The 6,686-nt window shown below is 61.3% G+C and carries 3 protein-coding genes and 3 pseudogenes; 3 read left to right on the plus strand and 3 right to left on the minus strand.

Going from position 1 to position 6,686, the window contains the following annotated elements; genetic code table 11:
• Window positions 1-72 precede the first annotated feature (72 nt).
• The gene (locus tag HT737_RS32795) at window positions 73-945 is read right to left on the minus strand and encodes a methyl-accepting chemotaxis protein (RefSeq protein WP_371042268.1); all 873 of its coding nucleotides are present in this window, start codon (window positions 943-945) and stop codon (window positions 73-75) included.
• 30 nt (window positions 946-975) lie between these two features.
• A pseudogene (locus HT737_RS32800) lies at window positions 976-1,728 on the minus strand (MCP four helix bundle domain-containing protein); the annotation flags it as partial.
• A 248-nt stretch (window positions 1,729-1,976) separates the two neighbouring features.
• Here HT737_RS32800 and HT737_RS18020 point away from each other — a divergent pair.
• The 3 genes and pseudogenes from HT737_RS18020 (at window position 1,977) to HT737_RS18030 (ending at window position 4,543) form a co-directional block, all read left to right on the plus strand.
• Window positions 1,977-2,207, plus strand: a complete 231-nt coding sequence (locus HT737_RS18020) for a hypothetical protein (protein ID WP_007967306.1) — start codon at window positions 1,977-1,979, stop codon at window positions 2,205-2,207.
• Window positions 2,204-2,503: pseudogene (locus HT737_RS18025) on the plus strand (cell division protein ZapA); the annotation flags it as partial. The gene HT737_RS18020 and the pseudogene HT737_RS18025, both read left to right, overlap by 4 nt.
• 101 nt (window positions 2,504-2,604) lie before the next feature.
• Window positions 2,605-4,543, plus strand: a pseudogene (locus HT737_RS18030) (methyl-accepting chemotaxis protein).
• A 142-nt stretch (window positions 4,544-4,685) separates the two neighbouring features.
• Here the strand turns inward: HT737_RS18030 and HT737_RS18035 are convergent.
• Window positions 4,686-6,488 carry an acyl-CoA dehydrogenase gene (locus tag HT737_RS18035; RefSeq protein ID WP_182403517.1) on the minus strand — a complete coding sequence of 601 codons (1,803 nt, stop codon included), beginning with the start codon at window positions 6,486-6,488 and terminating at the stop codon, window positions 4,686-4,688.
• Between the last annotated feature and the right edge of the window lie 198 nt (window positions 6,489-6,686).

Here is a 6,686-nt window from a genome sequence, read left to right on the forward strand (position 1 = left end):
GCTCCTACATGGGGGATTTGCKTTTCCCCTGTAGGAGCTGCCCGCAGGCTGCGATCTTTTTGCTTTTAAAAGTTACAGGCTGAACCGTCCGACCATGTTGTTCAGATCCAGCGCCAGGCGCGAGAGCTCGTTACTCGCCGCACTGGTCTGATTCGCGCCGGTCGCCGATTGCACCGACAGGTCGCGGATGTTCACCAGGTTGCGATCCACTTCGCGGGCCACTTGCGCCTGCTCTTCAGCAGCGCTGGCGATCACCAGATTGCGCTCGTTGATCTCGACGATCGCGGTATTGATGGTGTCCAGCGACATCCCGGCACCCCGCGCGATGTTCAGCGTCGATTCGGCGCGCTCGGTGCTGTTGCGCATCGAGTCCACGGCGTGTTCGGTGCCGCTCTGGATGCTGCCGATCATGCGTTCGATTTCGCTGGTCGACTGCTGGGTGCGATGCGCCAGCGCACGCACTTCGTCCGCCACCACGGCAAAACCGCGCCCGGCTTCACCGGCACGCGCCGCTTCAATCGCCGCGTTCAGGGCCAGCAGGTTGGTCTGATCCGCCAGACCACGAATCACGTCCAGCACCTTGCCGATGTCACGGGACTCATTCGCCAGATCGCCGATCAGGCTTGCCGTGCTCTGTACATCGGCGCTCATGCGCTCGATAGCGCTGACGGTTTCCTGCACCAGGTCGCGACCGTCGCCCGCCGAAGTGGTGGCGTTCTTCGAGGCTTCCGAAGTGCTTACCGCATTGCGCGCGACTTCTTCCACGGCGCTGGTCATCTCGTTGACCGCGGTGGCGGCCTGCTCGATTTCGTTGTTCTGCTGGGTCAGGCCACGGGCGCTTTCGTCGGTGACGCTGTTCAGCTCTTCGGCAGCGGAAGCCAGCTGGGTGGCCGAGCCGGAGATGCGCTGCAAGGTGTCGCGCAGCTTCGATTGCATCTTGGCCATGGCCGCCAGCAGGCGCCCGGCTTCGTCGCTGCCGTCGACGTGGATCGGCTGGGTCAGGTTGCCCTCGGCAATGGTTTCCGCCGCGTCCAGCGCTTTGGAAATCGGCTTGGTGATGCTGATGGTCAGCAGCCAGGCGAACAGGAAGGTCAGGCCGGTGGCCACGACCAGCAGGGTGACCACCAGATTGAACGCCGAGGAATACTGGTCGACCGCCTCTTGATTGGTCTGGCTGATCTGCTCGCCGTTGATCTGCATCAGGCGGTTGAGCACGGTGTTCATCGCTTCGGAGTTGTTCAGCAACTCGGTGTTGAGCAGGTTGCGCAACTCGTCCACCTGATTGTTGCGCGACAGGCTCTTCATCCGGTCTTCGATCTGCCGGTACTGGCCCAGCAGCTGCACATATTGATCGTAGGCTGCGCGTTCCTGCGGGCCGCTGATTAACGGCTCATAGGCCGATTGGGCGGCGCGGATCTGCTGGTTGCGGGTGTCCAGCAGTTCCATGGTCTTCTGCTGCACGTCCGGCTCGCGATTGACCAGCAAGCGATACGACAGCACCCGCAGGCGCAAGGTTAGCTGCGTGAACTCGTCGAGGTTCTTGATGCTCGGCACGCTGCTGTTAGTGATGTCCTCGGCAGCGCCGCGGATTTTGCTCATCTGATTCAGGGCGAACACGCCGAGAATCAGCATCAGGCCGCCGATCAGGGCGAAGCCGGTGAACGCCCGGGGGGCGATATTCATATTGCGAAGGGACATGGCGCGGATACCAGAAAGGGCCGCATCCATGCGGGCTGAGACTGCTGTATGGATGACTTATCGGTCATACGACTAAAGTCTTGAGGCGCTGTGCGTATTTGTCGCATAGGGGGCTGAGCGACGAAGTGCAGGAACCAGATCGGCAGATCACAGTCTTTTAAACTCGCGAGAACGGTCGGCCGCCAGGAAAATCAAGGCCTTGCGCCGGTATAACCCTGGCATCCGCAGTGACTTTTCTTTATCGTACGCGCCCTTTGAAAAACGCCTGGAAGATCAAAATGTTGGAAGCATCCCTCAGCCAATTGGAACAGCTCGTCAGCGACCTGGTGCAACAGAACCAGACCCTCGCGCAAACCAACCAGACCCTGTCCACGGAACTGGCCCAGGCCAAGGATGAAAACGAAAGCCTGCAACTGAGCCTGATGGAACAGGAAGAGAAGCACGGCGCCACGGCAGCACGCATCCAGGCCCTGGTTGATCGCGTCAACGCAGGTCCTGTCAGCGCATGAACCACGGCACCGCAGGGGTAAAAGTCATCTCCATTCTCGGGGAGGACTATTCGATCAAGGCACCGGCCGGGGAAGAACAGACCCTGCTGGACGCCGCACTGATGCTCAAGGCCGCACTGGCCGACACCAAACGCAAATACCCGACGCTGATCGGTGACCGTTTGCTGGTGCTGGCAGCGATGAACCTGTGCTCGCAGCAGATCGAAATGAAGAAGCAGCACCAGCAGGAACTCGACCGTTACCAAGAGCAAGTCAGCGCCACGGTCGACACCATCGCCAAGACCATCAATCAGGCTGATGGGGTTGCGCACAACCAAAGAATAGATTGTCGATCAGGTTGTATACAATCGGCACGGCTGTTGCATTGTTTCGGCCACTTATTCTTTGGGGGTGCTCCATGCAGTTGTGGCGACGCAGTATTCAATGGCAGCTGATTCTCAGCATGGGCACCGCCCTGCTGGTCAGCATCCTGATCGTGGTTGGCATTTATACCCTGGTGGTCAACCGCCTCGCCCAGAGCTATCTGGTCGAACAAGCGCTGCCGTCGAGCATCGAAGCGACGCGCAACGACATCGAACGCATCCTCGTCCAGCCGCTGACCGCCGCCAAAGACATCGCCAGCAACAGCATGGTGCGCGACTGGCTGGCCTCGGGTGAAGACAGCAGCAAAACGGCGGCCTTCGCGCAGTATCTGGAAGGCATCCGCGCCGAACATAAAGCCTTCACTGCGTTAATCATCGGCAGCGACTCCAATCACTACATCACCGAAAAAGGCCTGGATCGCACGCTCAGCCGGACCAAACCAGCCGATGCCTGGTTCTATTCCTTTCTCGACAGCAACCAGCCGCGCACCCTGAACATCGACAACGATGGCGCCACCGGAGAATTGGCGCTGTTCATCGACTTGAAGGTCGAGCAGGCCGGCAAAGTGGTCGGTGTCGCCGGGCTGGGCTTGAGCATGAAAGAGCTGTCGGAGCTGATCCACAACTTCAGCTTTGGCGAGCGCGGCAAGGTCTATCTCGTGCGTTCCGACGGTTTGATCCAGGTCCATCCCGAGGCGCAGTTCAGCGGCAAGCGCACCCTCACGGAGCAAATCGGTGCGTCGGCGGCGCAAGCGGTCATGGGTCAAAAAAGTCGCCACCAACAGCTCGTTCCAGCGCGATGGCGAAGACTTCCTCGCCTTCAGCCTGCCGCTGCGCGATCTGGGCTGGACGCTGGTGGCCGAAGTGCCGCAAGCGCAGATCTACGCCGAAGCCCGCAAGGCGATGTGGATGAGCGGCGGTATCGGTCTGGCGGTGGCGCTGGTGTGCCTGGCGTTGGTGGTGTGGCTGGCCCAGGGGCTGGTGCGACCGATTCGTCAGGTAACAGCCGCGCTGGTAGCGATCGGTAGCGGCGGTGGAGATTTGACCCATCGGTTAGATTCCAGCCGCGCCGATGAGCTGGGCGATCTGGCGCGCGGCTTCAACCGTTTTCTCGACAGCCAGCGCGGGCTGATCGGCGAAGTGCTGACCACCAGCGAGCGCCTGCGCACAGCCGTCGGCCAAGTGGCGAAAGTGGTGGAAAACACCGCTGAACGCTCCGGGCGTCAGCAGGAAATGACCGACATGGTCGCCACCGCGGTGCACGAGATGGGCCTGACCGTGCAGGAAATCGCGCAGAACGCCGGCAACGCCGCACTCGCCTCACAAACCGCCCGGGATGAAGCGCTGCAGGCACGGGAGGTGGTTGGCGGTTCGATTCGTCATATCGAAAGCATGTCCGATGAGATTGGCGTGGCGGCGGGCGCGGTGGGTGAACTGGCGCATCAGGTGGCGTCGATCGATTCGGTGCTGGCGGTGATTCGCGGGGTGTCCGAGCAAACCAACCTGCTGGCGCTCAACGCTGCCATCGAAGCCGCGCGGGCCGGGGACATGGGCCGTGGGTTTGCCGTGGTGGCCGATGAAGTGCGCACCTTGGCGCGCAGGACTCAGGCGTCTACCGACGAGATCCAGCAGATGATCGGCAGCCTCAAGCAAGGCGCGGAGAATGCGGTGTCATCGATGCGTACCGGGCAGGCGGCGACCGGCACCGGGGTTGAGTCGAGCCAGCGTACCGGCGCCTCCCTGACCGCGATTACCGGGCAGGTCGAGCGCATCAGTGACATGAACCATCAAGTGGCGACCGCGACGGAAGAGCAGTCGGCGGTGACTGAAGAGATCAATCGCAACGTGCAGGGGATTTCCGATCTGGCCCGGGCCACGGCGGGCGAGGTGCGGGCGTGTCGTGAGGATTGTCAGATGTTGCAGCGATTGGCGGATGATCTGGCGCGGCAGATGGGTGGGTTCAAGTTGAGCTGATGTGTTGTCAGTTCGGGCCTCTTCGCGGGCAAGCCCGCTCCCACAGGTCTTGTGACAGGTCACTTAATATGTGAACGCCACATGACCCTGTGGGAGCGGGCTTGCCCGCGAAGACGGCATCAGCAGCGACAAAAAATCCGGATCAAAACCACGCATCCTGCATCGCCAGACACGTATCATCCCGCGCCTCCAGCAACGTCAGCTCATGGTGACAGCCCGGAACTTCCCACGTCAGGAAAAAGCGCGCCGCCTGCAGCTTGCCCAGATAGAAGTCAGCATCTGCCGCATTGCCTTTGGCCAGACCTTCCTCGGCGCGGATCGCCTGTTCCAGCCAGCGCCAGCCAATCACCGTGTGCCCGAATACCTTCAAGTACAGCGCCGAATTCGCCAGGCTGCTGTTGACCTTGCCCTGCGCCAGATCGGTGAGCAAACCGATGGTGACTGTTTGCAGGCGCGCTACCAGTTGCTCCAGTGGCTCACGCAGTGCGGTCAACGATTTATACGCGGTCGCGCGCTCGGCGGTGTTGGCGATCAGGCGGATCAGTTGCTTCAATCCGGCGCCGCCGTTCTGCGCCAGTTTGCGCCCGAGCAAGTCCAGCGACTGAATGCCGTGGGTGCCTTCGTGGATCGGGTTCAGGCGGTTGTCGCGGTAATACTGCTCAACCGGGTATTCGCGGGTATAACCGTGGCCGCCGAGAATCTGGATCGCCAGTTCGTTAGCCTTCAGACAGAACTCCGACGGCCAGGATTTGACGATCGGCGTCAGCAGATCCAGCAGCTCGTGGGCCTGCTTGCGCTCGGCTTCGGTCTCCAGCGTTGTGGTGTCATCGAACAGTCGCGCCGCGTACAGGCCAAGATCAAACGCCCCTTCGACGTAGGACTTTTGCGTCAACAGCATGCGTCTGACATCGGCGTGCTGAATGATCGCCACTGGCGCGGTGGTTGGATCCTTGCTGTCCGGCACTCGGCCTTGCGGGCGTTCGCGGGCGTATTCCAGCGAATACAGGTAGCCGGCGTAACCGAGCATCACTGCGCCCATGCCGACGCCGATCCGCGCCTCGTTCATCATCTGGAACATGTAGCTCAGGCCATGGTGCGGCTTGCCTACCAGATAGCCTACGCACTCACCGTTGTCGCCGAAGTTCAGTGCCGTCGAGGTGGTGCCGCGCCAGCCCATCTTGTGGAACAGCCCGGCCAGCAGCACATCGTTGCGCGCACCGAGGCTGCCGTCAGCATTGACCAGAAACTTCGGCACGATGAACAGCGAAATGCCTTTGACCCCCGGCGGCGCATCCGGCAGCTTGGCCAGGACCATGTGCACGATGTTTTCCGACAGCGGGTGATCGCCGCCGGAAATGAAGATCTTGTTGCCCTTCAGGCGATAGGTGCCGTCAGACGCCGGCTCGGCGCGGGTACGAATATCCGACAGCGACGAACCGGCGTGCGGTTCGGTCAGGGCCATGGTGCCGAAGAAACGGCCGTCGATCATCGGTTGCAGGAAGCGCTGTTTCTGCTCGTCGCTGCCGAAGCTTTCGATCAGGTTGGCCGCGCCCATGGTCAGGAACGGGTAGGAAGTGGTCGCCGCGTTCGCCGCTTGAAAGTGCGCAAAGCACGCTTGCGACAGCAGCGTCGGCAATTGCATGCCGCCGGCTTCGAAGCTGCGCGCGGCGTTGAGGAAACCCGCCTCGAGGAATGCGTCCACCGCCGGTTTCACTTCCGGGATCAGAACCGCCTGACCATTTTCGTAGCGCGGCTCGTTCTCGTCGCCCTTGCGGTTGTGCGGTGCGAAGTATTTCTCGGCGATGTTGCGCGCCGTGCCGATGGCCGCATCGAACGTTTCACGGTTGTGCTCGGCAAAGCGCTCACGCCGGGTCAGGCCCTCGGCATCGAGGACTTCGTACAGCTCGAAAGCCAGATTGCGGGAACTGAGCAGCGTCTCGGACATGGCGGCCTACCTGTAAATTGGGGTTGGGCCGAGTCTAGGCGTGCTGATAAAGGCTGAACAGGATGATTGATGGGCGTGATGTTGGAGCCCCGCAACAACTTTGCAAACACCCCAAAACAACTGTGGGAGCTGGCTTGCCAGCGATGGCGGCGGAGCAATCACCATTAATGGTGGCTGACACATCGCTATCGCTGGCAA

Source organism: Pseudomonas sp. MD195_PC81_125 (genome assembly GCF_014060985.1).
GTDB lineage: Bacteria > Pseudomonadota > Gammaproteobacteria > Pseudomonadales > Pseudomonadaceae > Aquipseudomonas > Aquipseudomonas parakoreensis.